At 74.8% G+C, this 23,828-nt stretch carries 24 protein-coding genes; 2 read left to right on the plus strand and 22 right to left on the minus strand.

Going from position 1 to position 23,828, the window contains the following annotated elements; all coding sequences use genetic code 11:
• Nucleotides 1-60 precede the first annotated feature (60 nt).
• From lepB to trmD, 3 genes are all read right to left on the minus strand, one after another.
• On the minus strand, nt 61-1,665 hold the full coding sequence (gene lepB / locus ACQP04_RS27225) for a signal peptidase I (RefSeq protein ID WP_433503396.1): 1,605 nt from the start codon (nt 1,663-1,665) through the stop codon (nt 61-63).
• Between the two features lie 44 nt (nt 1,666-1,709).
• Nucleotides 1,710-2,069 carry a 50S ribosomal protein L19 gene (gene rplS, locus ACQP04_RS27230; RefSeq protein WP_037046942.1) on the minus strand — a complete coding sequence of 120 codons (360 nt, stop codon included), beginning with the start codon at nt 2,067-2,069 and terminating at the stop codon, nt 1,710-1,712.
• 165 nt (nt 2,070-2,234) lie between these two features.
• Complete coding sequence (trmD, locus tag ACQP04_RS27235) at nt 2,235-2,987, minus strand: tRNA (guanosine(37)-N1)-methyltransferase TrmD (protein WP_433503397.1); 753 nt, start codon at nt 2,985-2,987, stop codon at nt 2,235-2,237.
• Nucleotides 2,988-3,019: 32 nt separating this feature from the next.
• On the opposite strand from trmD, the gene ACQP04_RS27240 reads away from it, so the two are divergent.
• Nucleotides 3,020-3,322 (plus strand): MgtC/SapB family protein, encoded by a 303-nt coding sequence (locus ACQP04_RS27240; protein ID WP_433503398.1) that lies wholly within the window; start codon nt 3,020-3,022, stop codon nt 3,320-3,322.
• Nucleotides 3,323-3,756: 434 nt separating this feature from the next.
• Here the strand turns inward: ACQP04_RS27240 and ACQP04_RS27245 are convergent, their stop codons facing one another.
• From ACQP04_RS27245 to ACQP04_RS27335, 19 genes are all read right to left on the minus strand, one after another.
• Nucleotides 3,757-4,323 (minus strand): Clp protease N-terminal domain-containing protein, encoded by a 567-nt coding sequence (locus ACQP04_RS27245; protein ID WP_433503399.1) that lies wholly within the window; start codon nt 4,321-4,323, stop codon nt 3,757-3,759.
• 13 nt (nt 4,324-4,336) lie between these two features.
• A complete protein-coding gene (locus ACQP04_RS27250; RefSeq protein ID WP_037046931.1) occupies nt 4,337-4,552 on the minus strand; it encodes an AsnC family protein in 216 nt (71 codons plus the stop codon).
• A 113-nt stretch (nt 4,553-4,665) separates the two neighbouring features.
• A complete protein-coding gene (gene rimM, locus ACQP04_RS27255) occupies nt 4,666-5,241 on the minus strand; it encodes a ribosome maturation factor RimM (protein ID WP_433508448.1) in 576 nt (191 codons plus the stop codon).
• A 37-nt stretch (nt 5,242-5,278) separates the two neighbouring features.
• A complete protein-coding gene (locus tag ACQP04_RS27260) occupies nt 5,279-5,518 on the minus strand; it encodes an RNA-binding protein (protein ID WP_037046929.1) in 240 nt (79 codons plus the stop codon).
• On the minus strand, nt 5,515-5,964 hold the full coding sequence (gene rpsP, locus ACQP04_RS27265) for a 30S ribosomal protein S16 (RefSeq protein WP_433503400.1): 450 nt from the start codon (nt 5,962-5,964) through the stop codon (nt 5,515-5,517). The genes ACQP04_RS27260 and rpsP overlap by 4 nt, the downstream gene beginning before the upstream one ends.
• A gap of 147 nt (nt 5,965-6,111) precedes the next feature.
• Nucleotides 6,112-6,954 carry a lysostaphin resistance A-like protein gene (locus ACQP04_RS27270; protein WP_433503401.1) on the minus strand — a complete coding sequence of 281 codons (843 nt, stop codon included), beginning with the start codon at nt 6,952-6,954 and terminating at the stop codon, nt 6,112-6,114.
• Nucleotides 6,955-7,009: 55 nt separating this feature from the next.
• Complete coding sequence (locus ACQP04_RS27275) at nt 7,010-8,077, minus strand: amidohydrolase family protein (RefSeq protein ID WP_433503402.1); 1,068 nt, start codon at nt 8,075-8,077, stop codon at nt 7,010-7,012.
• Nucleotides 8,077-9,615: a signal recognition particle protein gene (ffh, locus tag ACQP04_RS27280; protein WP_433503403.1), complete on the minus strand. Its 1,539-nt coding sequence runs from the start codon at nt 9,613-9,615 to the stop codon at nt 8,077-8,079. Before ffh ends, ACQP04_RS27275 begins: the two co-directional genes overlap by 1 nt.
• A gap of 207 nt (nt 9,616-9,822) precedes the next feature.
• Nucleotides 9,823-10,446 (minus strand): AAA family ATPase, encoded by a 624-nt coding sequence (locus tag ACQP04_RS27285; protein ID WP_433503404.1) that lies wholly within the window; start codon nt 10,444-10,446, stop codon nt 9,823-9,825.
• Nucleotides 10,447-10,716: 270 nt separating this feature from the next.
• Nucleotides 10,717-11,055: a P-II family nitrogen regulator gene (locus ACQP04_RS27290; RefSeq protein ID WP_433503405.1), complete on the minus strand. Its 339-nt coding sequence runs from the start codon at nt 11,053-11,055 to the stop codon at nt 10,717-10,719.
• Nucleotides 11,052-11,351, minus strand: coding sequence for a hypothetical protein (locus tag ACQP04_RS27295; RefSeq protein WP_433503406.1), 300 nt, complete (start codon nt 11,349-11,351; stop codon nt 11,052-11,054). The genes ACQP04_RS27290 and ACQP04_RS27295 overlap by 4 nt, the downstream gene beginning before the upstream one ends.
• A 90-nt stretch (nt 11,352-11,441) precedes the next feature.
• Nucleotides 11,442-13,778, minus strand: coding sequence for a [protein-PII] uridylyltransferase (locus ACQP04_RS27300; RefSeq protein WP_433503407.1), 2,337 nt, complete (start codon nt 13,776-13,778; stop codon nt 11,442-11,444).
• A gap of 190 nt (nt 13,779-13,968) precedes the next feature.
• A complete protein-coding gene (locus ACQP04_RS27305; protein WP_433503408.1) occupies nt 13,969-14,307 on the minus strand; it encodes a P-II family nitrogen regulator in 339 nt (112 codons plus the stop codon).
• Nucleotides 14,308-14,473: 166 nt separating this feature from the next.
• Entirely contained in the window at nt 14,474-14,812 is a 339-nt protein-coding gene (locus ACQP04_RS27310; RefSeq protein WP_037046916.1) for a P-II family nitrogen regulator, read from the minus strand.
• A gap of 3 nt (nt 14,813-14,815) precedes the next feature.
• Nucleotides 14,816-16,174 carry an ammonium transporter gene (locus tag ACQP04_RS27315; RefSeq protein WP_433508449.1) on the minus strand — a complete coding sequence of 453 codons (1,359 nt, stop codon included), beginning with the start codon at nt 16,172-16,174 and terminating at the stop codon, nt 14,816-14,818.
• A gap of 289 nt (nt 16,175-16,463) precedes the next feature.
• Nucleotides 16,464-17,843 (minus strand): signal recognition particle-docking protein FtsY, encoded by a 1,380-nt coding sequence (gene ftsY, locus ACQP04_RS27320; RefSeq protein ID WP_433508450.1) that lies wholly within the window; start codon nt 17,841-17,843, stop codon nt 16,464-16,466.
• A 799-nt stretch (nt 17,844-18,642) separates the two neighbouring features.
• On the minus strand, nt 18,643-22,233 hold the full coding sequence (gene smc / locus ACQP04_RS27325; protein ID WP_433503409.1) for a chromosome segregation protein SMC: 3,591 nt from the start codon (nt 22,231-22,233) through the stop codon (nt 18,643-18,645).
• A 94-nt stretch (nt 22,234-22,327) separates the two neighbouring features.
• Nucleotides 22,328-22,738: a VOC family protein gene (locus tag ACQP04_RS27330; RefSeq protein ID WP_433503410.1), complete on the minus strand. Its 411-nt coding sequence runs from the start codon at nt 22,736-22,738 to the stop codon at nt 22,328-22,330.
• A gap of 58 nt (nt 22,739-22,796) precedes the next feature.
• Nucleotides 22,797-23,087 carry an acylphosphatase gene (locus ACQP04_RS27335; RefSeq protein ID WP_433503411.1) on the minus strand — a complete coding sequence of 97 codons (291 nt, stop codon included), beginning with the start codon at nt 23,085-23,087 and terminating at the stop codon, nt 22,797-22,799.
• A gap of 22 nt (nt 23,088-23,109) precedes the next feature.
• Here ACQP04_RS27335 and ACQP04_RS27340 point away from each other — a divergent pair, with 22 nt between their 5' ends.
• Nucleotides 23,110-23,808 (plus strand): CAP domain-containing protein, encoded by a 699-nt coding sequence (locus tag ACQP04_RS27340; RefSeq protein ID WP_433503412.1) that lies wholly within the window; start codon nt 23,110-23,112, stop codon nt 23,806-23,808.
• Nucleotides 23,809-23,828: the final 20 nt, after the last annotated feature.

Genomic DNA, 23,828 nt, shown 5'->3' on the forward strand with positions numbered 1-23,828 from the left:
AGCTCGGCGGGACGCTTCCGGCGGGGGCGGCGGGCGGGCCGCTGGACGGGTGCAGCCACCTCAGGTTCGACGTCGGCGGGGCAGGAACTCCTCCTCGGCCGCCAGCAGGGATCTCCTGCGGAGCAGCCAGAACGGCACCACGCCGAGCACCCCCAGGGCGAGCGGCGCGCCGTCCCCGGCGACCCCGAGGGCGGTCGCCTGCGACTGCTGCGGGTTCGTGCTGTCGATGAAGCCGAACCGGCTGACCGGCAGCACCTTCATGCGGGCCTTGCCGATGACGTTGTCGACCGGGATGGGTCCGTGGCCGTCGATGCGGGAGTCCGACGAGTTGTTGCGGCTGTCGCCCATCACCCACAGCTCGCCCTGCGGCACCGTGATCGGGCCGAACGGGATCTGCCGCGCCGGCCCGGCCTCGGGCAGGTAGTAGATGTAGGGCTCCTCGAGCGGCTGGTTGTCGACCATGACCCGGTTGCGGGAGTCGCAGCAGGACACCGTCTGCCCGCCGACGGCGATCACGCGCTTGACGAAGTCCTTCTCGTCCGGCGGCGCGAGGCCGATCAGGGACAGGAACTGCTGGACGACCTCGCCGAACGTGCTGGTGGGCTCGTCGACCGTGAACTCGGTGTTCACCCAGGAGTCCGGCCCGCGGAACACGACGACGTCCCCGGGCTGCGGGTCGCCGAACCGGTAGGTGACCTTGTCGACGAGCACGCGGTCGTTGGTGCAGCCGGTGCAGCCGTGCAGCGTGGTCTCCATCGAGCCCGACGGGATCACGTAGACCTTGGCCAGGAACGCCTGGATGAGGATGGTGAGGACCAGCGCCACACCGACGAGGAGCGGGAGCTCCTTCCAGAAGGTGTTGCGCCGGCGCCGCCCCGAGCGGGGCTTCCTGCCGCCGGGACCGCGCTTCGGCACGTAGTCCGACGCGGGGTGGCTGCCGGACGTGGCGCCCGCGCGGCGGCGGTGCCGGCCGGGGACGCCGTCGGACTCGGCGGCGGAGGGGTCGACCCGGCGTTGGGGCTCGACGGTCGCGTCGGCGGGTGCGGTCTCCTCGGTGACCTCCGCGTCCGCCTCCGCGGGCACGGGCGGCATGCCGACGACGTCCGTGGGGCGGTCGTCGTCGAGGGGGCGCCGGGGTGAGCCGCGGCGGGGGTCCGGCGGGCCGCCGACCGGCCGGAAGCCGGGGCTGCTCTGCGCGGGCGGCGGGCCGGCGGGGCGGAAGGGCCGCTCACCGTTCTGCAGAAGGCCGTTCGACGGGGGCCGCCCGTTCTGCGGAAGGCCGTTCGACGGGGGCCGCCGGCCTCCGTACGGCGCCGGGCCCGGGAACTGCGGGCCCTGCCCGTTCGGCGGCGCCTGCCCGTTCCGGAACCCGTTCGCGTTCTCCGGGGCCTGCGCGGACTCCGGTCCGTACCCGTTCTGCGGGGGGTAGCCGTTCGACGGCACGTACCCGCTCGACGGAGGCTGCCCGTTCCCACCGGGCCCGCGCCCGTCGAACCCGCCCTGCGGCCCGGGGAAGGGCGCGCCGGCGGGCCCGGTGCCGGGGACGTGCCGCGCGGGCACCTCACCGACGGGAGCGCCACCGCCCGACCGGGGGTCGGACGGGTCCGTGGGCCCGTGCCGCCGCGACGGGGCGCGGCGGTCGTCGGGGAGCTCGGGTGACGCCACGTGGTGAGGCTACGTCAGGGCCGCGTCTCGAAGGGGTGACGGGCTCAGGACGCGGTCGGGGTCTCGCGCTTCTCCTTGATCTTGGCGGCCTTGCCGCGCAGGTCACGGAGGTAGTAGAGCTTGGCGCGACGCACGTCACCCCGCGTCGCGACCTCGATCTTCTCGATGTTCGGGGTGTGCACCGGGAAGGTGCGCTCGACGCCCACGCCGAACGACACCTTGCGGACCGTGAAGGTCTCGCGGGCACCGGCGCCCTGACGCCGGATGACGACGCCCTGGAACACCTGGACCCGGGAGCGGTTGCCCTCGATGACCTTCACGTGCACCTTGAGCGTGTCACCCGGCCGGAAGCTGGGGATGTCGGAGCGCAGGATCTGTGCGTCCAGGTCGTCCAGGGTGTTCATCGCGCGGTCCGTCCTCGTCCAATGTTCGTCGTGCAAGCGTGTGTGCCAGGGCTCGGGCAAGGGGCACCAGTCCCCGATGGGAGGCGCCGACACACGTTCGTCGGCCCGTGGCAACCCGTCCATAGTGCCAGACGGGTTCCGGGCGGGTGACACCGGTGGGGCCGGTCAGCCCCGCTCCGCTGCCCCCAGGGTACCGAGCACCGCGCGGTCGGCCGCGTCCAGGGCCCCCTCGGGCAGCGCGGCGAGGAGATCGGGGCGCCGCTCGGCCGTCCGCTCGAGGGCGCGGTCGCGCCGCCAGCGGTCGACGGCGGCGTGGTTGCCGCTGCGCAGCACGGCCGGGACCGGCAGGTCCCGCCACACCTCGGGCCGGGTGTAGGAGGGGCCTTCGAGCAGGCCGTCGGAGAAGGAGTCCTCGGCCGCGGAGCGCGGGTTGCCCAGTACGCCGGGCAGCAGCCGGGCGACGGCCTCGACCATGACCAGCACCGCCACCTCGCCGCCGACCAGCACGTAGTCGCCGATGCTGACCTCGTCGACGGGCATCCGGGCCGCGTAGTGGTCGACCACCCGCTGGTCGATGCCCTCGTAGCGGCCGCAGGCGAAGACCAGCCGCTCCTCCACCGCCCAGGCCCGCGCGGCGGCCTGCGTGAACGGTCGCCCGGCGGGGGTCGGCACGACGAGCCGCGCGGGCCCGTCCGCCAGCACCTCGTCGAGCGCCTCGCCCCACACCTGGGGCTTCATCACCATGCCCGGCCCGCCGCCGTAGGGGGCGTCGTCGACGGCCTGGTGGACGTCGTGCGTCCAGTGCCGCAGGTCGTGCACCCGGACGTCGATCAGGCCCTTCTCGACCGCCCGACCCAGCAGCGCCTCGCGCAGCGGGGCAAGGTAGCCCGGGAAGATGGTCACGACGTCGATCCGCACCGGGCGGATCCTGCCAAAGGGGAGGTGGCGAGGTGCCCACCGGCCTGCCCTCGCTGTGGTCCTCAGGCGGGCAGTGGTCCCTCCTGCTCCCGGTGCTGCTCGCGCTGGTCCTGACCACGGTGATCGGGCTGGAGCGCGAGGCGGGCGCGAAGAGCGCGGGCCTGCGTACGCACACCCTCGTCGGGGTGGGCGCGGCGGTCTTCATGCTGGTGTCGAACTACGGGTTCGGCGACCTGCTCGGCACGGAACACGTCGCGCTCGACCCGTCCCCGATCGGCGCACAGATCGTCTCGGGCATCAGGTTCATCGGGGGCGCACTGATCTTCGTCCGGTAGGACGTCGTCCGCGGCCTGACGGCGGCGGCCACCGTCTGGCTCGCCGCCGGCATCGGCACCGCGTGCGGGGCCGGCCTGCCCGTCCTGGCCGTGGCCGCGACCGCCGGGCACTTCGTGGTCACCCGCGGCCTGTTGCCCCTGGCGCGCGCGACCCAGCGGCACCGCCGCGACCCCCCGGTGCTGCGGCTCCGCTACGCCGACGGCCGCGGCATCCTCCGCACGGTCCTGCAGCCCTGCGCCCGGCGGGGGTGGGCGGTGCAGGAACTCGCGATCGCGCGGGAGAGCGTGAGCGACGACGGCGCCCGGGTCGCCGCCGTCACCCTCCGACTCGCGGGCCGGGGTGATCTCACCGCGCCGGCGAGCGAGCTCGCCGAGGTCGAGGGCGTCCGCTCCGCCCGCCCCGGGCACGAGGACACCTTCGACGAGGAGACTGATCAGCCGCTCGCCTCGCCGCGGCCGAGCCCCTCGACCGCGGAGCGCATGCCGTCGAGCGTGACGCCGCGGGCCGCCAGCAGGTCCCGCGCGCCGCCCTCGGCGTGCAGCAGGCCGAGGAGGACGTGCTCGCTGCCGATCTCCTTGTGCTTGAGCCGCAGCGCCTCGCGCAGCGAGAGCTCGAGCGCCTTCTTCGAGGCGTCGTCGAACGGGATGTGCCCGAACATCCGGCGCTGCTTGCCGGCCCGCGTCCGGTCGAGCGCGCCCGGCCCGAACGTCTCCTCCGCCTGCCGGCGCACCTCGTCCAGGTCGATGCCCAGCAGGGCCAGCTTCTCGGCGTCGGGCGCCGCCTCGGCCCGCGCGCGGTGGGCGATCTCCGCCTCGACGTCCGCCCGCTCCACGCCGGCGCGGCGCAGGAGCGCGGCGGCCGTCGACTCCGGCGTCGCCGGCGCGTCGTACAGCCCGAGGAGCAGGTTCTCGGTCCGGATCTGCGCCTGCCTGCGCTCGCGGGCGTCCTCCTGGGCGTGCACCACCGCGGTGCGGGCCGCCAGCGTGAACCTCTCGAACATCGCGTCTCCCCCTTTAGTACCCGAGCCGCCGGTACTTCTTGTGCACCGCCTGCTTGCTCACCTGCAGCACGCCCGCGATCTGCGCCCAGGACCAGCCCTGGGCCCGCGCGTTGCCCACCTGCAGCTCCTCGAGCGACTCCTGCAGCGCGCGCAGCGCCGCCACCGCCGCCAGGCCGACGTGCGGGTCCTTGCTGGACGCCGCCGCGGCCACCGCCGTCGCATCTGTCATGCCCGTCAACCTACGTTGACGACGTCCGAGCCGTCAACCTTGGTTGACGATGGCGGCACGAGAGAGGCCCCGCCGCGGTGCGACGGGGCCTCTTGGTGCAGATCAGGGGCAGGTCAGGGGGTGTCGAGATCGAGCAGGCCCTCGGGCGGGTCGACGACCACGCGCCCGCCCTCGAGGTCGATCGTCGGGACGATCTCGGTGACGAACGGGACCAGCGCGTCGGGCCGGCCCTCGCGGGCGACGGCCAGCAGGTCGCCGCCCGGGCCGAGGACGACCTCGCGCACGGTCCCGAGCACGGTGCCCTCGGGCAGCTCGGCGCGCAGGCCTTCGAGCTGGTGGACGTGGAACTCCTCCGGGTCCTCCGGCGGCGTCAGCTCGGCCGTCGGCACCAGCAGCTGCGCGCCGCGCAGCTCCTCCGCCTTCGTGCGGTCCGGCGCCTCGCGGAAGCGGACGAGCAGCCGCCCCGAGTGGGGTCGGCTGCTCTCCACGGTCAGCGTCGCGTCCGGGGCGTCCCGCCGCCGGGCTCGCAGCACGGAGCCCGCGGCGAAGCGCTCCTCCGGCGAGTCGGTGCGCACCTCGACGGCCAGCTCGCCGCGCAGGCCGTGCACCTTCGCGACGATCCCGACGAGGACGTCCCCGCCCCCGGGACCGGCCGTGGCCCGAGGGGCCGGCGCGGCCGGTCTCCGGATGCCCGCCGACGCCCGCCGCCGGGCTCCCGCAGGCGTCCTACCGGTCGGTGTCGACGACATCGACCCGCACACCCCGTCCGCCGATGCCCCCCATCACGGTGCGCAGCGCGGTGGCGGTCCGCCCGCCGCGACCGATGACCTTGCCCAGGTCCTCGGGGTGCACCCGGACCTCGAGCGTGCGGCCCCGGCGGTTCGTGACGAGGTCCACCCGGACCTCGTCCGGGTGGTCGACGATGCCCCGGACCAGGTGCTCCAGGGCGTCCGCCAGAACGCTCACGACTCGGTCGACTCCGCCGCCTCGTCAGCCTTGGGGGCCTCGTCGGACTTCTCGGCCTTGGCGGCCTTCTTCTTCGGCGTGGTGGCCTCGGTGGTCGGCTCCTCGCCGGCGGCGGCCAGGGCGGCGTTGAAGCGCGCCAGCTTGTCGACCTTCTCCGGCTGCGGCTTGAGGGTGCCCTCGGAGCCCGGCAGGCCCTTGAACTTCTGCCAGTCGCCGGTGATCTCGAGCAGGTGCTGCACCGGCTCGGTCGGCAGCGCGCCGACGCCCAGCCAGTACTGCGCGCGCTCCGAGTCGATCTCGATCAGGCTCGGCTCGCTCTTCGGGTGGTACTTGCCGATCGTCTCGATGGCGCGCCCGCTACGGCGGGTGCGCGAGTCGGCGACGACGACGCGGTAGTACGGCTGACGGATCTTGCCCAGACGCATCAGCTTGATCTTGACGGCCACGCTTCTCGGTGCTCCTCGCGGATCGTGTGTGCTGCTCGTGAGTCAGCGCAGGACCGCGTGGGGGTACGGCTCGCTCACTCGACTGCTCCCGGCCGCGGCATCGGTAGAGGGCCGGCCACGGACCCGACGCACCATTCTGCCAGACGCCTACAGGGACGCGGGCACCCCTCCGGTCAGCGCGAGCGCCAGCCCGAGCGCCGGCAGCAGGTTGTTGACCTGGTGCGCCACGATGCTCGCCGGCAGCCGCCTGGTGAACACCCGCGCCAACCCGATCGGCAGCGCCACGACCAGCAGCAACGGGGTGCGGGTCAGCTCGAAGTGGGCCATCGCGAACAGCAGCGTGGTGATGGCGAAGGCCACCCACCGGTTCGCCCCGTGCTTGGTGACCGCGCCCCACAGCAGCCCGCGGTAGACGATCTCCTCGCAGAGCGGCGCCACGAACGCGACCAGCACGAACACCCCGAGCGCGACCGGCCAGCCGACCCGGATGCCGTCGAACGCCTGCCCGACGGCCGTGGTCGCGTTGTCCGGCCCGACGACTGCCACGTAGACGAGCGACGCCGGGACGCTCACGACGAGGCCGCCGAGGCCCCACAGCAGGCCGGCGGCGACGTCCCGGGCGGTCCACGTCAGGCCCAGGTCGATCCGCGGGCCGTTGCCGCGGACCCGGGTGATCAGCAGCGCCGTCGCCGCCGCCAGCACCGTCGGCACGGACAGCCCGAGGATCACGGCGGCGACCGACGGCCCCTCGGGATCGGCCAGCAGAGCGGCGATCAGGAACGACGATCCGAGGAAGAGGATCTCGACCAGCACGTACGCCCCGATCCCCCAGCGGTGCGGGGGCGGGTCCTGCGAGGCCGGCGGCTCCGGCACGCCGACCGTGGCCTGCTGCGGCGGGTACGGCGGCGGGTCCTGCGGTGGCGCGGACGGGAACGGGCCGGTCGGCGGCGGCGCGGACGGCGGGTCCGGGATCGGGTCGGGCTGGCCCACGATCACGACGCTACCGGGCGCGGACGCGCAGGGCGCCCCCGCTCCGGCTCCGGGTTCAGTACCGGCGGCCGCGCAGCAGGACGAGCGCCGGGTCGCGCAGGACCGCCGGGTTCCGGCGTGGGTCCTCCCGGTACACGACGAGGTCCGCGGGCGCGCCCGGCTCGAGGCCCGGCCGGCCCAGCCAGCGCCGGGCGGTCCAGGAGGCGGCACCCACGGCGTCGGGGTGACCGGCCTGCCGCAGCGCCTCGATCTCGTCGGCGATCCGGCCGTGCCGGATGCCGCCGCCGGCGTCCGTGCCGGCGAAGACGGGGACGCCGGCGTCGATCGCCCGCCCGACCGTGTCCCGGGCGGTGCGGTGCAGCTCCCGCATGTGCTCGGCGTAGGCGGGGTACTTGCCGGCCTTGTCCGCGATCCCGGGGAACGTGTCGACGTTGATCAGCGTGGGCACCAGCGCGGTCCCGCGTTCCGCCATCTCGGCGATGAGCTCGTCCGTGAGGCCGGTGCCGTGCTCGATGCAGTCGATCCCGGCGCCGATCAGCCCGGGCAGGGCCTCGGTGCCGAAGACGTGCGCGGTCACCCGGGCCCCGGCCGCGTGCGCGGCGTCGACGGCGGCCTTCAGCACGTCGTCCGGCCAGAGCGGGGCCAGGTCGGCGTCGGCGCCCATCCCCCGGTCGATCCAGTCCCCGACGAGCTTCACCCAGCCGTCGCCCGCCGCGGCCTGCTCGGCGACGGCGTCGGGCAGCAGGGCCGGGTCGTCGAGGTCGACCGACAGGCCGGAGATGTACCGCTTGGGCCGGGCCAGGTGCCGGGCCGCCCGGATGATCTCCGGGAGGTCCACGCGGCCGCGCAGCGGCGAGGTGTCCGTGGGCGAGCCGCAGTCGCGCAGCAGCAGCGCGCCCGCGCCGCGCTCGACGACCGCCTGCTCCTCGCACTCCGCCAGGTCGGCGGGCGCGCCGCCGGTCGCGATCCCGACGTGACAGTGGGCGTCGACCAGCCCGGGGAGGATGAACGGCGCGTCGACGGCCTCGGCGCCGGGCAGGGGCTCCGCGCTGACCCGGCCGGCGTCGTCGACGTACAGGTCCGTGCCACCGTCCGGGAGGACGGTGCCGCGCAGGTGCAGCACTACTTGCCCTTCTTGTTCCCGAAGTTCAGCTTCGACGGGTCGAAACCGGGCGGGAGCTGGTCGAGGCCGGGCGGCATCTGCTGCAGGCTCGGCGGCAGCTGCGAGAGGTCGGCGCCGAACGGGTTCGCCCCCGCGGGCTGGCGGTTCGGCCGGCTGCCCTTCTTGGCCTGCTTGGCCTTGCGCTTGTTCTTCGTCTGCTTGCGGGTGGCCGAGCGGCCGCCGCCGAAGCCGAACTGGCCCGCCATCATCTTCATCTGCTTGCGGGCCTCGAAGAAGCGGTTGACCAGGTCGTTCACGTCCGAGACGGTGACGCCCGAGCCGTTCGCGATGCGCAGCCGCCGGGACCCGTTGATGATCTTCGGGTCGTCGCGCTCGGCCGGCGTCATGCCGCGGATGATCGCCTGCAGCTTGTCCAGCTGCCGGTCGTCGACCTGGGCGAGCGCCTCCTTCATCTGCGCGGAGTTGGCGCCCGGGAGCATGTTGAGGATGTTCCCGATCGGGCCCATCTTGCGGATGGCGAGCATCTGCTCGAGGAAGTCCTCCAGGGTGAGCTCGCCCGTGGAGATCTTCTGCGCGGCCTTCTGCGACTGCTCCTCGTCGAAGACCCGCTCGGCCTGCTCGATGAGGGTGAGCAGGTCGCCCATGCCCAGGATCCGGCTGGCCATCCGGTCCGGGTGGAAGACGTCGAAGTCCTCGAGCTTCTCGCCGTTCGACGCGAAGAGGATCGGCTGGCCCGTGACCTCGCGGACGGACAGCGCGGCACCACCGCGGGCGTCGCCGTCGAGCTTGGTGAGAACGACACCGGAGAAACCGACACCGTCCCGGAACGCCTCGGCCGTGGCCACCGCGTCCTGACCGATCATGGCGTCGACGACGAACAGCGTCTCGTCCGGCCGGACCGCGGCCTTGATGTCGCTGGCCTGCTGCATCAGCTCGGCGTCGACACCCAGGCGGCCCGCGGTGTCGACGATGACGACGTCGTACTGCTTCTCGCGCGCGAAGGCCAGACCGCGGCGCGCGACGTCGACGGGGTCGCCGACGCCGTTACCGGGCTCCGGCGCAAAGGTCGGCACCCCGGCGCGCTCGCCGACGATCTGCAGCTGGTTCACCGCGTTGGGCCGCTGGAGGTCACAGGCGACCAGCAGGGGCGTGTGGCCCTGGTCCTTGAGGTGGCGGGCCAGCTTGCCGGCCAGCGTCGTCTTACCGGAACCCTGCAGACCCGCGAGCATGACGACGCTCGGCGGCTCCTTGGCCAGCGCGATCCGGCGGGTCTCGCCGCCGAGGATGCCGATGAGCTCCTCGTTGACGATCTTGACGACCTGCTGCGCCGGGTTCAGCGCCTGCGAGACCTCGGCACCCTTCGCCCGCTCCTTGATCCGGGCGATGAAGGACCGCACCACCGGCAGCGCGACGTCGGCCTCGAGCAGCGCGATGCGGATCTCGCGCGCCGTGGTGTCGATGTCGGCGTCGGACAGCCGGCCCTTGCCGCGCAGGTCGCGCAGCGCTCCGGACAGGCGGTCGCTCAGGGTGTCGAACACCCCAGCGAGTCTACGTGGCCCCGCCCCCGGGACGCAGACCCCTGCTCCCGTCCCCGCACCCCGCGAGTCGGGAGCTCCGGCAGCGCGAGTCGGGAGCTCCGGCAGCGCGAGTCGGGAGCTCCGGCAGCGCGAGTCGGGAGCTCCGGCAGCGCGAGTCGGGAGCTCCGGCAGCGCGAGTCGGCAGGTCCGGGCGACCGAGTGTGCGATTCAGGGAGTCACGGCGAGACCGCGGGCAGCCGTGGGGCGGTCGAGGGAGATCGCGCGTGCCCAGGGCTCGCCCAGGGTGCCCGCGCCGATCCGGGCCGCGACCCCGTCGGCCCGGCCCACGTGACGGGCGAAGGACCGGCTCTGGATCACGCGGCCGCGGTCGGCCTGCCCGCGCAACGCCTCCTCGGGCGCCGCGTCGATCCAGACGAGGTACGCCGCGCGGCCGGTGAGCCGGGCCAGGCCGCGGACCAGGCGCCGGAGCCGCGTCGACGTCGCCGGCAGGTGCACGACGACGACGCGGGCGGACCCCGTCGCGGCCAGCACCGCGGCGACCCGGTGCAGGAAGTGCACCAGCGCCCGGATCCGCGGGTACGGCACCCCGGGCAGGACGCGCGTCAGCAGGTCACGCTGGGTCTCGGAGTCCAGCACCCGCAGCCCGGGCCGCTGCGGCATGCGACGCAGCAGCGTGCTCTTGCCCGCGCCGGGCACACCCGCGACCAGCACCAGCGCGCGGCCCGGCACCGACAGCCGCACCGGTGCCGCGGCACCTCCGGCGAGCCCGGGCCCCGGCGGGAGGGGCAGCGGGCGGGGCGGGGTGTCGCCGGGCACGGTCGCGAGGGTCATGGGCACCCAACGTCCGGTTCCACCGGTTCGTTCCGCCCACCCGGTTCCACACAGCCTGGCCACAGCTACCGGGTCCACGACCTCCCGGAATCGCACATTCGGTCACGTCACAGTGCCGACTCGCGGTGCCGGAAGTCGCGACTCGCGGTGCCGGAGCTCGCGACTCGCGGTGCCGGAAGTCGCGACTCGCGGTGCCGGAGCTCGCGACCCGCGGTGCCGGAAGTCCCGACTCGCGGGGGGCGACAGCGCGACTCGCGGGAACGCGGGGCCTCAGAGGGCGTCGGCGCCTCGTTCTCCCGTGCGGACCCGGACGACGGTGTCGACGGGGGTGACCCACACCTTGCCGTCGCCGATCTTACCGGTGCGGGCGGCGTCGACCAGGGCGTCGACGACCCGGTCGGCCACCGCGTCGTCGACCACCACCTCGACCCGGATCTTCGGTACGAAGTCGACGGCGTACTCCGCGCCCCGGTAGACCTCGGTGTGGCCCTTCTGCCGGCCGAAGCCCTGCACCTCGGTCACCGTCATGCCCAGGACGCCGAGCTTCTCGAGCGCCTCCTTGACGTCGCCGAGCGCGAACGGCTTGACGATCCCCGTCACCAGCTTCATGTCCAGGTCCTCTCCGGTCCCGAGCCGCGGGTGCGCAGCGGGGAGTACTCGTAGGCGCTCTCGGCGTGCTCGGCCTCGTCGATCCCGCCGGTCTCGACGTGTTCCGGCACCCGGAACCCGATGGTCCGCCGCACCAGCCACGCCAGCCCGGCGCTGCCCGCGAAGGCCCACCCCGCCGCGACCAGGATCGCGACCACCTGCGCACCGAGCAGGCCGAACCCGCCGCCGTGGAGCAGCCCGTCGCGCCCGGCCGGGTTGACCGCGTCGGTGGCCACGAACCCCATCCCGGTGTCCATCACGCTCCCCGCCGTCGGCCGGGAGCATGATCCGTACCCCGTGTTTCCCGAATGTTTCGGGATGTTACGACCGCATGAATCGGCTCGGGCTCAGCGTGTCGCGGAGGTTGCGCGCGCCTTCCCCGTCGCGGCGAGGACCGCCTGCTCGATGCGCCGACGGTCCGTGCGGGGCACCTGCCCGTCGGGCCCGGGCCCGGACACCCCGAACGAGTCGACGACCGACGCGCCGAGGGTGGCCACGCGGGCCCACCGGATGTCGAGCCCCGAGTCCTCGAGCGCGGCGGCGACCCGGTGCAGCAGCCCGATCCGGTCCTGCCCCCGCAGCTCGACGACGACGGCGCCGGTCGCCTCGTCGTCGAACCAGAGCACGCGGGGCGGGGCGGTCCGCTCCACCGCCTCGGTGGTCGGGGCGTAGTCGCGTTCCTTGCGGGCCAGCGCCTCGGCGAGCCCGAGGGTGCCGTCGAGGACCCGGCCCAGGTCGTGCCGCACGACGGCCGGGTCGGGCAGCCCGCCGAACCGCGGCGACACGGCGAAGCTCGACACCGCCACCTCGCCCTCGGTCGTGACCGAGGCCGCGTGCACCTCGAGCGAGTGCAGCGCGAGGACCCCGGCCGCGGCGGACAGCGCCCCGGGCCGGTCCGGCGTGCCGATCACGACCGTCGCGAGGTCCTGGTCCGAGATGAGCCGCAGCTGGGGCCTGCCCTCCTTCTCCACGCCCGCGACGACCTCGGCCGCAGCCTGTTCGGCAGTGTCGGCGATCCGGACGGGCCCGGGCGGCGGCTCGCCGATCATCAGCGCGCGGACCCGGCCGCTGAGGTCCCGGATCAACGCCCGCTTCCACGGGCTCCACACACCCGGCCCGGTGGCCAGCGAGTCCGCCTCGGCGAGGGCGTCGAGCAGGTCGAGCAGCAGCGGGTTCCCGCCGAGGGTCTCGACGATCCGGGTGAGCGTGGCCGTGTCGTCGAGGTCGCGGCGGGTGGCGGTGTGCGGCAGGAGCAGGTGGTGGCGGACCATCGCGCCGAGCGTCTCGACGTCCCGCTCGCCGAACCCGAGCCGCCGCCCGATCTGCAGCGCGAGCGACTCCCCCACCTCGGAGTGGTCGCCACCGCGGCCCTTGCCGATGTCGTGCAGCAGCGCCCCGACCAGCAGGAGGTCCGGACGCGAGACGCGGGTGGTCAGCGAGGCGGCCTGCGCGCAGGTCTCGACGAGGTGCCGGTCGACGGTCCACATGTGCGCCCGGTCCCGCGGCGGCAGGTCCCGCACCGCGCCCCACTCGGGGAACAGCCGCCCCCACAGCCCGGTCCGGTCGAGCGCCTCGATCACGTCGACCATGCCCTCGCCCGTGCCGAGCAGGGAGAGCAGCTCGCCGAGGGCGGCCCGCGGCCAGGGTTCGCGCAGCTCGGGAGCGGTCTCGGCCAGCCGGTGCAGGGTCCCGGCGGCGACCGGCAGCCCGGTGCGCGCGGCGGTCGCGGCGACGCGCAGCACGAGGGCGGGATCGCGGTTGGCGGCGGCGTCGCGCGCGAGGGTGACCTCGCCGGCGTGCTCGACGACGCCGGAGTCCAGCGGCCGCCGGACGGGCGCGCGGCGCAGCGCGGAGAGCCCGCGGCGCGGCAGCGCGGCCTTGGCGGCCCGCAGCCCGACCTCGGCGGAGAAGGCGACGGCCCGCGCCGCCCCGGAGATCGCCCGGGCCAGGTCGAAGCGGTCGCCGAGCTCGAGGGTCGAGGCGATCTCGTCGGCGTCCTGGGCGCGCAGCACGTCCCGCGCGCGGCCGGCGATCCGGTGCAGCTCGGTGCGCACGTCGAGCAGCAGCATCCGGGCCTCGGTGACCTCGCCGGAGGGCCGGTCGACCAGCTGCGCGGCGGCGAGGTGGTCGAGGAGCTGGACGTCCCGCAGCCCGCCGTGCCCGGACTTCAGGTCGGGCTCGATGCGGTGGGCGACGTCGCCGACCTTGGCCCACCGGTCCCGGGCGGAGTCGGCGATGTCGTCGAAGCGGTTGCGGATGCCGGCGCGCCACGCCTGCCGGACGGCCTGCTTGACCTTCTCCGACAACGCCGGGTCGCCCGCGATGTGCCGCAGCTCGAGCAGGCCGTAGGCGGCCCGCAGGTCGGTGGCCGCCACCTGGACCGCCTGGCCGGGGGTGCGGACCGAGTGGTCCAGCCCGATGCCGGCGTCCCACAGCGGGTACCAGAGCTGGTCGGCGAGCCGGTCGACGTCCTTGCGCCCGTCGTGCAGCAGCACGAGGTCGAGGTCCGAGTGCGGGGCCAGCTCGCGCCGCCCCAGCGCCCCGACGGCGACCAGCGCCGCGCGGTCCGCGATCCCGATCGCCGCGCACCGCGACGACAGCCAGAAGTCGTGCAGGTCGACCAGCGCGGTCCGCAGCGCGTCCGGGGCGAGCCGCCGCCGGCCGTTCTGGCGGTCCAGCAGCACGGCCTTCGCGCGGACGAGATCCTCCGCCGAACCCGACGCCGGTCCCGCCCCCGACCCAGAACCCGGACCCGATCCCACTGCCGTCACCGACTCGCCCTCGTTACCGCCGGCCCGCGGCCGGCTCCGCTCCACCCCGCCGTGGGCGTCCCCGACCCCGGCACGACCGCCACGGCTGTCACCGCCACGAGTCTCACAGCGCGTCCGGGCCCCGCTCCCCGGTCCGGACCCGCACCACCGTCTCGAGCGGGACGACCCACACCTTCCCGTCACCGATCTTCCCCGTGCGCGACGCCTGCACGACCGCGTCGACGGTCTTCTCGGCCACCGAGTCGTCGACGACGATCTCGATCCGCACCTTGGGCACGAAGTCCATCTGGTAGTCGGCGCCGCGGTAGACCTCGGTGTGCCCCCGCTGCCGGCCGTGGCCGGTCACCTCGCTGACGGTCATCCCCGCCACGTCCAGCCGCTCGAGGCCGGCCCGGACGTCGTCGAGCGCGAAGGGTTTGACGATCGCGGTCACGAGCATCATCACGGTTCTCCGATGGGTGGTGGGTCGGTCGGACCGACGGCACCCGCCCGCCCCGGGAGGGGACGGAACGGGAGGAATCAGACGCCCTCTCGGGACGCCGGAGGCCCGCCGTGCCGAGTGGCACGACGGGCCCCGGCAGATCGGACGGATGCCTTCGGGCGGTCCGTCAGATGGCGTCGGTCCCGCGCTCGCCGGTGCGGACCCGGACGACGGTCTCGACCGGGGCGACCCAGACCTTGCCGTCGCCGATCTTGCCGGTGCGGGCGGCCTCGACGACCGCGTCGACCACCTTGTCCGCGAGGGCGTCGTCCGCGACGACCTCCACCCGGACCTTCGGCACGAAGTCCACGGAGTACTCCGCACCCCGGTAGACCTCGGTGTGGCCCTTCTGCCGGCCGTAGCCCTGGACCTCGGAGACGGTCATCCCGAGGACCCCGATCTGCTCGAGGGCGCCCTTGACGTCCTCCAGCACGAACGGCTTCACGATGGCGGTGATCAGCTTCACGGCTCAGCTCTCCTTGCCTGCGGCGACGTGCGCGGCCGCCTGCGGGGTGGCGGCGTCCGGGCGCGGCGTGCCCGCCGAGACCCCGGCCAGACCGCGGTGGCTGGAGAAGTCGTAGGCGGTCTCGGCGTGCTCGGTCTCGTCGATGCCGGTCGTCTCCTCCTCCGGGCTGAGGCGGATCTTGCCGCCGAAGATCGCCTTCACGATCAGCGCGATGACGAAGGTCAGGATGCCCGAGTAGAGGAGGACCGCGAGGGCGCCGACGATCTGGCGCCACAGCTGGTCGACCCCGCCGCCGTAGAACAGGCCCGCGACGGCCGCCGGGGAGCCCGGGTCGGCGAAGAAGCCGATCAGGATCGTCCCGGCCAGACCACCGACGAGGTGGACGCCGACGACGTCGAGCGAGTCGTCGTAGCCGAAGCGGAACTTCAGGCCGACGGCCAGGGCACACAGGGCCGAGGTGATGGCGCCCACGGCGATCGCGCCCAGCGGCGAGACCGAGGCGCAGGCCGGGGTGATCGCGACCAGACCGGCGACGACACCGGACGCGGCGCCGAGGCTGGTGGCCTTGCCGTCGCGGATCCGCTCGACGAGCAGCCAGGCCAGCATCGCGGCGCAGGTGGCGACGATGGTGTTGACCATGGCGAACGCGGCGGTGCCGTTGGCGCCGAGGGCCGAACCGGCGTTGAAGCCGAACCAGCCGAACCACAGGATGCCGGCGCCGAGCATGACCAGCGTCAGGTTGTGCGGGCGCATGGGCTCACGCGGCCAGCCGCGGCGCTTGCCGACGACGATCGCGAGCGCCAGGGCCGCGATACCGGCGTTGATGTGGACCGCGGTGCCACCGGCGAAGTCGATCGCCTTGAGGGAGTTGGCGATCCAGCCACCGAGGACCGAGCCGTCACTGGAGTCGAACGCGAAGACCCAGTGCGCGACCGGGAAGTAGACGATGGTGGCCCAGATCCCGGCGAAGAGCAGCCAGGCGCCGAACTTCATGCGATCGGCCACCGCACCCGAGATCAGGGCGACGGTGATGATCGCGAACGTGGCCTGGAAGCCGACGAACGCCAGCGCCGGGATCGACCCGGAGAGCACGTACGAGGAGTCGGCCACGTTCGCGGAGTACGACCCCACGAACAGGCCCTTGAGGCCCCAGGCCTCGGTCGGGTTGCCGAGCAGTCCGCCGCCGACGTCGTTCCCGAACGCCATCGAGTAGCCGTAGAGCACCCACAGGACGCCGATGAGGCCCATCGAGGACAGGCTCATCATCATCATGTTGAGGACGCTCTTGCTGCGAACCATGCCGCCGTAGAAGAGCGCGAGCCCAGGCGTCATGAACAGCACCAGCGCGGTACTGGCGAGCATCCACGCGGTATCGCCGCTGTTGAACGCGTCCACGGATCTCCCTCCCGTTTCGGCCGCACCCTCGGTACGGCAGGTGCCGGAATAATCGAAGCGGGATGTTTCCGGGAAGATCGCACTATGTTTCCGGGGGATGAACCCCGTCCCCCGGCGGGTTACATCCAGGTTTCCCCCTCCGGCCGTGGCGGCTCGTGCGCACAACGTGACGGGAAATGTGACCGTTTCGTGCCCTGTGCGCCGGGGACGTCACGACCGGTGACCGCCCCCGGCACGGGCCGGACCGAACGGGAGCTCAGCCCAGCAGGGCGTCGACGAAGGCCTTCGGCTCGAACGGGGCCAGGTCGTCCGGGCCCTCGCCGAGGCCCACGAGCTTCACCGGGACGCCGAGCTCGCGCTGTACGCGGAAGACGATGCCGCCCTTCGCCGTGCCGTCGAGCTTCGTCAGCGCGATGCCGGTGACCTTGACGACCTCGCCGAACACGCGCGCCTGGATCAGCCCGTTCTGCCCGGTCGTGGCGTCGAGGACGAGGATCACCTCGTCGACCTCGGACTGCCGCTCGACGACGCGCTTGACCTTGCCCAGCTCGTCCATCAGGCCGGTCTTGGTGTGCAGCCGGCCGGCCGTGTCGAGGATGACGGCGTCGGCACCGTCGGCGGTGCCGCGCTTGACGGCGTCGAACGCGACGGCCGCCGGGTCGGCCCCCTCGGGACCGCGGACGACGGCGGCACCGGCCCGCTCGCCCCACGTCGCGAGTTGCTCGGCCGCGGCGGCGCGGAAGGTGTCGGCCGCACCCAGGACGACGTGTCGGCCGCTCGCGACGAGTACGCGCGCGAGCTTGCCGGTGGTGGTCGTCTTGCCCGTGCCGTTGACTCCGACGACGAGCAGGACGCCTGGGCGGCCGTCGTGCGGCAGCGCGCGGATCGAGCGGTTCGCCTCCGTCTCGAGGGCCTCGGTGAGGACCTCGCGGAGCAGCTGGCGGGCCTGGTCCGTGGTGCGGACGGCACGGCGGGCCAGCTCGTCGCGCAGGGTCTCGACGAGCTCGGCGGTCATCTCCGGGCCCAGGTCGGCCTGCAGGAGGGTGGCCTCGACGTCCTCCCACGACTCCTCGTCGAGCTCACCGCCGCCGAGCAGGCCGAGCAGGCTCTGGCCGAACGCGGAGCGGGAGCGGGAGAGGTTGCCGCGCAGCCGCTCGAGACGCCCCTCCGCGGGAGCGATCTCCTCGGTGGGCGCGAGTGGGGCGGTCGGTACCGCCGGCGCGGTCGCGGCGGGGGGCGCGGGCGGGGCCTCGGTGGTGGGCTCAGCAGTCGGCGCAGTGGGAGCGGTGGTGCGCTCCGCGGGCGGGGCGGTGGGGGCGGCCGCAGCAGCAGCTGCGGCGGCCGCTCCGGTGGCGGGCGGCGCGGCCGGGGTCCCGGTCCCCGGGGCCTCGGTGGTCGGGGCCTCGGTGGTCGGCGCCTCGGCGGCGGGGGCCTCCGTGCCCGAGGCCTCGGTCGGCGGGGCCTCGGGCGCCGGGGCGGTGGGCGCCGCGGCGGCCGGGATGCCGGCCGGCGGGGTGGCGGTGTCCGGCGGCCGGACGGCGGGGATGCCCTCCGCCGGGGTGCGCGCCTCGGTGGCGGTGCCACCGGTGGGGAGGCCGCGGGGCGGGGTGCGGACGTCGTCGGCGGTGCCGGTCAGCTCGTCACCGGGCCGGCGCTCGGTCGGCGCAGTGGGTGCGGCGGGCGCGGTGGGCGGTGCGGCGGCAGGGGCGGCTCCGTCGGCCGGGGCCTGCTCCTCCGCCGGTGCGGCGGGAGCCGCCTCGGCGGGCGGAGCGGTGTCCGCAGGAACTGTCGGCGCGGTCGGCGCGGCAGGGGCCGCGGTCCCGGTCGCGGTGTCCGGCGCGACGGTCTCGGGTGCCTCCTGCTGCGCCTCGTCCGGAGCGGCCGGGGCGGTCGGAGCCGCGGTCGCGGCGGCCCCGTTCGTGGCCCCCGGGCGCTCGGGCGCTTCCGGTGCCTTCTCGCGTGCCTTCTCGCGTGCCTTCTCCGGTGCCTTCTCCGGTGCCGACGCAGCAGCGGCCGCGGCGGCCCCACCGGCGAGCGCAGCCCCGCCGGCAGCGGCCGCACCACCCCCGCGGCGCGGCTCGGGCTCCCGCTCGCGGGCGGGCGGCACCAGGTCGGGGCCGGGTTCCGTGCGCGGCGGCAGCGTCGGCGTGCCGGTCCCGCCCCCACTGCCGGCGGAGAAGTCGAAGCCCCCGCTGGCCTTGTAGGTGTTGCCCTGCCTGGGCTTCTCCTCGGCGGCCGGGGTCTCGAGCTCCTCGGGCTCGCGCAGGCTGATCCTGCGCCTGCGGCTGATCGTGAGGCCGGCAACCAGGGCGATCAGCACGACCACCGCGACCACGACCACGATGATCCAGAGGGTCTGCGTCGTCACACCCCCAGCCTTGCACGCCCCGCACGACCCCACCGGCCGCGGTCGGCGAACCGCCCGGCGGCGGCGCTCAGGAGGCCGGCCGCAGCCGCTGGGAGATGACGGTCGTGATGCCGTCGCCCCGCATCGAGACGCCGTAGAGGGCGTCGGCGACCTCCATGGTCGGCTTCTGGTGCGTGATGACGATGAGCTGCGAGGTGGCGCGCAGCTCCTCCATCAGCGAGATGAGCCGGCGGAGGTTGGCGTCGTCGAGGGCGGCCTCGATCTCGTCGAGCACGTAGAAGGGCGAGGGGCGGGCCCGGAAGATCGCGACCAGCAGCGCCATCGCGGTGAGCGAGCGCTCCCCGCCGGAGAGCAGCGACAACCGCTTGACCTTCTTGCCCGGCGGGCGCGCCTCCACCTCGATGCCGGTGGTCAGCATGTCCGAGGGGTCGGTGAGCACCAGCCGGCCGTCGCCGCCCGGGAAGAGCGTGGCGAAGACCGTCTCGAACTCCCGCGCGACGTCCTCGTACGCCTGCGTGAAGACCTCGAGGATCTTGTCGTCGACCTCGCGGACCACGGTGAGCAGGTCGCGGCGGGTGTTCTTGAGGTCCTCGAGCTGCGTGGAGAGGAAGGTGTAGCGCTCCTCGAGGGCCGCGAACTCCTCCAGCGCGAGCGGGTTGACCTTGCCGAGCAGCGCCAGGTCCTTCTCGGCGCGCTTGGCCCGACGCTCCTGCGCGGCGCGGTCGTAGGGCATGGCGGGTGGGGCCACGACGTCCTCGCCCCGTTCCTTCGCCGCCTCGTACTCCGCGACCTCGGCCGGCGACGGCGGCACCCCGACCGACGGCCCGTACTCGGCGACCAGGTCGTCGACGGCGATGCCGTGGTCGGCCAGCGCCTTCTCGGTGAGCTGCTCGAGCCGCAGCCGGGACTGCGCGCGGGCCACCTCGTCCCGGTGCACGGCGTCGACCAGCTTGTCGAGCAGCGCGGACAGCCGCCCGGTGGTGGCCCGGGCCTCGGTCAGCGCGGCCTCCCGCTCGGCGCGGGCGGCGGCGACCTCGTCCCGCTCGGCCGCCGCGGAGCCCAGGGACACCTCGATCCGCTCCAGCGCCCGGGCGCCGGCCCCGACCACCAGGTCGGCGACGGCGGCGCTGCGCTCCCGCTCGCGCCGCGCGGCCTCCGCGCGGGCCCGGGCCTGCCGCTCCGACGACGCCTGCCGCCGCAGCGAGTCCGCCCTGCCGGCGATCGCGCGGGCGCGCTCCTCGGCGGTGCGCAGTGCGAGCCGGCACTCCACCTCCTCGGACCGGGCCTCGGCCAGCTTCTCCGCGGCGGTGTCCCGGACCTCGGTGTCCGGCTCGTCGTCGACCGGCTCGCCCTCCGCGACCAGGAGCTGCTGTTCGGCCGCCTCCAGCGCCAGCAACGACTCCGACCGCCGGGCCTCCACCGCGTCCCGCCGCTGGCGCAGCCGCTGCGCCTCCTGCTCCGCGGACCGGACGACCTGCTCCAGCCGGCCGAGCTGGCTGCCCGCCGCCGCGCGCCGCTGCTCGGCGGCCTGGCGCTCGGCCGTGGCCGCCTCGACGTCCGCCTTCCGCGCGGCCTCCTCCGCCCGCGCGCCGTCGAGGGCGGGACGCAGCCGGGCCAGCTCGGCGTCGTTCGTGTCCCGGGCCGCGACGGCCTCGTCGACCGCGGCCTGCACCTCCAGCGCGCTCGAGCCGCCGCCCGACCCGCCGCGAGCGCGGAAGGCCTCCAGCACATCACCCTCGGACGTGACGGCGACGAGCCCCGCCTCCGCCACGGTCCGTGCCTCGTCGAGGGAGTCGACCACGACGACGCGGTCCAGCAGGGACGCGACGGCGGGCGCCAGCTGCGCCGGAGCGCGCACGACGTCCGCGGCCCACCGCCCGGCCGGCGCGGCCCCGGCGGCGGGAGCACGGAGATCGACGAGCCCGGCCCCGGGAGCCGCACCGTCCCCGGCCACCAACAGCGTGGCCGACCCGTGGTCACCCGACCGCAGCTCGCGGAGCGCGTCGACCGCCGCGCCCGCGGACTCCACCGCGACCCCCTCGGCCAGCTCGCCGAGCACGGCCGCGACCGCGGTCCGGGCCGCCGGCTCGACCTCCAGCAGCTCGGCGACGGCCCCGACGACCCCCGCCCGCTCGCCGGACAGCAGCGCTTCGCTGCCGTCCTTGCGCGCGAGCCCGACCGACAGCGCGTCGACCCGCGCCCGCCAGTGCGCCCGCTGCTGTTCCAGCTCCCGCTCCTGCGCGACGAGCTCGCGGACCCGGGCCGCCGCGGACTCCTGCGCCTCGGCGGCGGACTCCACGAGCGCGGCCAGCTCGCCCGAGTCGGCCTCATCGAGGACACCGAGCTGTTCCCGCGCGGCCTCCAGCTCCTCGGCCGCGGTGACGATCCGGGCCTCGGCCTCGCCGAGCGCCTCGGACAGCCGCTCGATCTCCTCGGCGGTGGCGGCCGCGCCGCTGCGCAGCGCCTCGGCCTTGCCCGCGAGCGTCGCGAGGCCCGCCTTGCGATCGGCGATCGCCCGGACCGCAGCCATGTGCGCGCGCTCGGCGGCCTGCAGGGTGCGCTCGTGCTCGGCGCGCTCCTCGAGCACCTCGGCGAGCCGCTGCCGGGCCTCGACGACGGCCGCGACCAGCTCCTCCTCCTGCTCGGCGACGAGGTCGGCCTCGGCCTCCAGCTCGTCCGGGTCCCGCCCCGGCGTGCGCCCGGACTCCGCGGAGGCCAGGTGCCGGGCGCGCTCCTCGGCCAGCCGCACGGTGCCACGCAGCCGCTCGGCCAGCGACGACAGCGAGTACCAGGTGTCCTGCGCGCGCTGCAGCCGCGGCGCGTCGGCGGCCAGGGCCTCCTCCAGCTCGCCCTGCCGCGCGCGGGCCACGTCGAGCTGCTCGGACACCTCGGCCCGGCGCTCGCGGGCCTGCCGCTCGTCCGCCTCCTCGCGGGCCAGCGCGTCCCGCAGGGTGACGATGTCGTCCGCGGCGAGCCGGATCCGCGCGTCCCGCAGCTCGGCCTGCACCTGCTGCGCCTTGCGCGCGATCTCCGCCTGCCGGCCCAGCGGCTTGAGCTGGCGGCGCAGCTCCGCGGTGAGGTCCGTGAGCCGCGTGAGGTTGGCCTGCATCGCGTCGAGCTTGCGGAGCGCCTTCTCCTTGCGCTTGCGGTGCTTGAGGACGCCCGCGGCCTCCTCGATGTAGGCGCGCCGCTCCTCCGGCTTGGACCGCAGGATCGCGTCGAGCTGGCCCTGCCCCACCACGACGTGCATCTCCCGGCCGATGCCGGAGTCGGAGAGCAGCTCCTGGATGTCGAGCAGCCGGCAGGAGCTGCCGTTGATCTCGTACTCGCCGGCCCCGTCCCGGAACATCCGGCGGGTGATCGAGACCTCGGAGTACTCGATCGGCAGGGCGCCGTCGGAGTTGTCGATGGTGAGCGTGACCTCGGCGCGCCCGAGCGGCTGCCGGCCGGACGTGCCGGCGAAGATCACGTCCTCCATCTTCCCGCCGCGCAGCGCCTTGGCCCCCTGCTCGCCGAGCACCCAGGAGATCGCGTCGACGACGTTGGACTTGCCCGAGCCGTTGGGCCCCACCACGCACGTGATCCCCGGTTCCAGGCGCAGCGTCGTGGCCGAGGCGAAGGACTTGAAGCCCTTCAGCGTCAGGCTCTTGAGGTGCACGGCGGCGGTCTCCGGGGTGTCTCGGGGGTGAGCGGAGCGTACCGGCCTGCACAGACGGTCCCGGGGCCCGCGCGGGCACGGGCCCCGGGACTGGTCAGGAGGTGGTCGCGGCGTTGACCAGCCAGCGCACGCCGAACCGGTCGGTCACCATGCCGAACAGGTCGCCCCACATCTGCTTCTCGAAGGGCACCTCGACCACCCCGCCCTCGGCGAGGCCGGTGAACCAGCCCTCGAGCGTGGCCTCCTCGTCCCCGGAGAGGCTGACCGAGACCGCGGTGCGGCCGGCGGCACGCTCGGGATCGCCGTCCGAGGCCATGAGGACGAACCCGTCCGGCGTGGTGAGCTGCGCGTGCATGACGCCCTCCGGCGGCGGGACGGGCCCCTCGGCCCCCATGTCCCCGAAGGTGCTGATCTCCAGGTCGCCGCCGAGGACGGAGCGGTAGAACTCCATCGCGGCGCGGGCCTCGGTGTCGAAGTGCAGGTACGGGTTCAGCCGGACGGTCATGCAGGGCTCCCCTCGTCGTGGTGTGCGTCGCACGGTAGACCCGGGGGCCGACAGAACCTCAGGCCTCGACGAACCCGTCGAACCCGCCCTTCGGGTCGCCCCACTGCTCGACGACCTCCTCGACCCACCCCGGCGTCTCCCCGCCGCGCAGCAGGCCGAGCAGCCGCTCGCACCGCTCCCGGTCACCCTCCGCGACCACGGCGACCCGGCCGTCGTCGAGGTTGCGGGCCTGCCCGACGAGCCCCAGCTCCAGCGCCCGCGACCGCGTCCACCAGCGGAAACCCACGCCCTGCACGCGGCCCCGCACCCACGCGGTGAGCCGAACGGTCGAATCGTCGTTGCTGCTCATCGCCTTGCTACGTTACCGGGCCGTGACCGGTCCGGTGCCCCGCACGCGGGCGCTCCCCCTCCTGGCCGGGCTCGCCCTCGGGGCGCTGCTCGCGGCCCTCGGCGTCACGGCCCTCGTGCCCGACGCCTGGTCCGTCGCGCTCGCCGGGGCCGCCTCCCCCGGTCCGACCACCGCGGCCACCAGCGGACCGGCCCCGCCGACCACGACCACGTGGCTCCCGGTCGCGGCGCCGGCGTCGACCACCACGACGGCGCCGCCGACCACGACCCCCGCGCCGACCACCACCACGACCCCGCGGCCGACGCCGACCACCACCCGGCCCGCGTCGACCACCGCGCCGCGCCCCGTCGCCGCCGGGCCGGTCGCCGAGGTCGTCGCGCTGACCAACCGGGCCCGCGCCGCCGCCGGCTGCGGCGCCCTCACCACCGACGCCCGGATCACCCGTGCCGCCCAGGGACACAGCGACGACATGGCGGCCCAGGACTACTTCGACCACGACAGCCCCGACGGCCGCGGCTTCGCGGACCGCATCGCCGCCGCCGGCTACCCCTCCCCCGGCGCCGAGAACATCGCGATGGGTCAGCGCACCCCGGCCGCCGTGGTCGAGGCCTGGCTGAACTCACCCGGTCACCGCCGCAACATCGAGGACTGCTCGCTCACGACCATCGGTGTCGGGCTCGCGACCGACGGGTACTACTGGACGCAGGACTTCGGCCGCTGACCCACGTACGCTCCGGTGCG

This window comes from Pseudonocardia halophobica, from assembly GCF_050948485.1.
GTDB classification, from domain to species: Bacteria; Actinomycetota; Actinomycetes; order Mycobacteriales; family Pseudonocardiaceae; genus Pseudonocardia; species Pseudonocardia halophobica.

Excerpts from the sequence above, each read along its gene's own strand:
- ACQP04_RS27285 (WP_433503404.1), bottom strand. The coding sequence starts at position 10,446 with ATGACCCTCGCGACCGTGCCCGGCGACACCCCGCCCCGCCCGCTGCCC.
- ACQP04_RS27305 (WP_433503408.1), bottom strand. The coding sequence starts at position 14,307 with ATGATGCTCGTGACCGCGATCGTCAAACCCTTCGCGCTCGACGACGTC.
- rplS (WP_037046942.1), bottom strand. The coding sequence starts at position 2,069 with ATGAACACCCTGGACGACCTGGACGCACAGATCCTGCGCTCCGACATC.
- ACQP04_RS27245 (WP_433503399.1), bottom strand. The coding sequence starts at position 4,323 with ATGTTCGAGAGGTTCACGCTGGCGGCCCGCACCGCGGTGGTGCACGCC.
- ACQP04_RS27250 (WP_037046931.1), bottom strand. The coding sequence starts at position 4,552 with ATGACAGATGCGACGGCGGTGGCCGCGGCGGCGTCCAGCAAGGACCCG.
- ACQP04_RS27290 (WP_433503405.1), bottom strand. The coding sequence starts at position 11,055 with ATGAAGCTGGTGACGGGGATCGTCAAGCCGTTCGCGCTCGGCGACGTC.
- ACQP04_RS27330 (WP_433503410.1), bottom strand. The coding sequence starts at position 22,738 with ATGACCGTCCGGCTGAACCCGTACCTGCACTTCGACACCGAGGCCCGC.
- ACQP04_RS27315 (WP_433508449.1), bottom strand. The coding sequence starts at position 16,174 with ATGCTCGCCAGTACCGCGCTGGTGCTGTTCATGACGCCTGGGCTCGCG.
- ACQP04_RS27295 (WP_433503406.1), bottom strand. The coding sequence starts at position 11,351 with ATGGACACCGGGATGGGGTTCGTGGCCACCGACGCGGTCAACCCGGCC.
- ACQP04_RS27335 (WP_433503411.1), bottom strand. The coding sequence starts at position 23,087 with ATGAGCAGCAACGACGATTCGACCGTTCGGCTCACCGCGTGGGTGCGG.